Source organism: Candidatus Obscuribacterales bacterium (genome assembly GCA_036703605.1).
GTDB lineage: Bacteria > Cyanobacteriota > Cyanobacteriia > RECH01 > RECH01 > RECH01.
This window is the reverse complement of record DATNRH010000251.1, coordinates 1-1,041: the sequence shown is the minus strand read 5'-3', so window position 1 is coordinate 1,041 and position 1,041 is coordinate 1. Positions and strand designations below refer to the sequence as shown.

The 1,041-nt window shown below is 54.3% G+C and carries 1 protein-coding gene; it reads left to right on the top strand.

Annotated features, from left to right (window positions below):
• Positions 1-491 precede the first annotated feature (491 nt).
• Positions 492-809, top strand: coding sequence for a hypothetical protein (locus V6D20_05250; GenBank protein HEY9815196.1), 318 nt, complete (start codon positions 492-494; stop codon positions 807-809).
• Positions 810-1,041 lie beyond the last annotated feature (232 nt).

The window sequence follows — 1,041 nt, the reverse complement described above, 5'->3', positions numbered from 1 at the left end:
AACTAGAGGTGCCCCGGTTTCAAGAAAAGCAGAAACCGTGCCACGCTATTTGTCATTAGAGCAGATAGAAAGGTTGCGTGACCAGGGCTATAGCGATCGCATCATTTTAGCGAGTTGCCCCACCTGTCATCGACTGCGCATAACTCATCTAAAACCTAAAACGATTAGTAAGTCATTATCGAACGCAAGGCGCAAGCGGTCTAACCCGTAGAGAACGGGCCGATGCCGGACATCAAAAACCGATTCAGTGTGCCAAGACTACATGATCAAGCATTACCGGCCAGGGAATCGAGGGATGCGGCAGAGCAGCCGCGCGCAAATTGCCCAACAAGTCGAGATCCACGCCGCCGAACAAGGATATAGCCACTATCCCACTACACCTGGGCATTGATCCCCCTAGTGCCAGCGTCACCGGATAGCCGCGTCAGGCCATCCTGCCCAAAACCTAGCAACCGAACACCTATCGTTCCTCAACGCCCTCCGCGCTCGCCATGACTACATTGACTGTTTGTCCCCAAGTCTTCTGCTTCTGCTTCTGTTTCCTGGGACGACGTCGCCGCGCCAATTGCCTGAGCGGGAGTCCTCCGTCATCTGTCATTGATGTTAGGAGAGCGATCGCCCATTGTATGGTACTGGGAACGTCCATCCCGTCAGCTCCTGGTGTCCGCGATGCCAGCATCCCCTTCAACTACCGAGTCATTAGGCAACCGGTGAGAGCGATCGCTAACACCAGTGTGACGAGGGACGACGCCGAATCGACCAAATCATTGGTCGTCCGTCCGTTGGCTCATGTGTGGTGCAACGGCTGAGCTGCTTGAGCCGTTGTTCCTGATCGAGGATGTCGTTTGGGTCGTCCTACTGTCCAACCGTTAACGTGCGAGAAATAACAGCCGAGTCGAGTTTGAGTGACGTTCTATCGAGATCTGCATAGGCATCAAAGAAAGCCGGTTTGAGCGATTCAAGTTGGGACGCGATCGCAGCCAGTTGCATCCGAATGAAGACGGTCTAGCTAGAGAGAGAGCGATCGCTAGCAGCAGAGGC

Excerpts from the sequence above, each read along its gene's own strand:
- V6D20_05250 (HEY9815196.1), top strand. The coding sequence starts at position 492 with ATGACTACATTGACTGTTTGTCCCCAAGTCTTCTGCTTCTGCTTCTGT.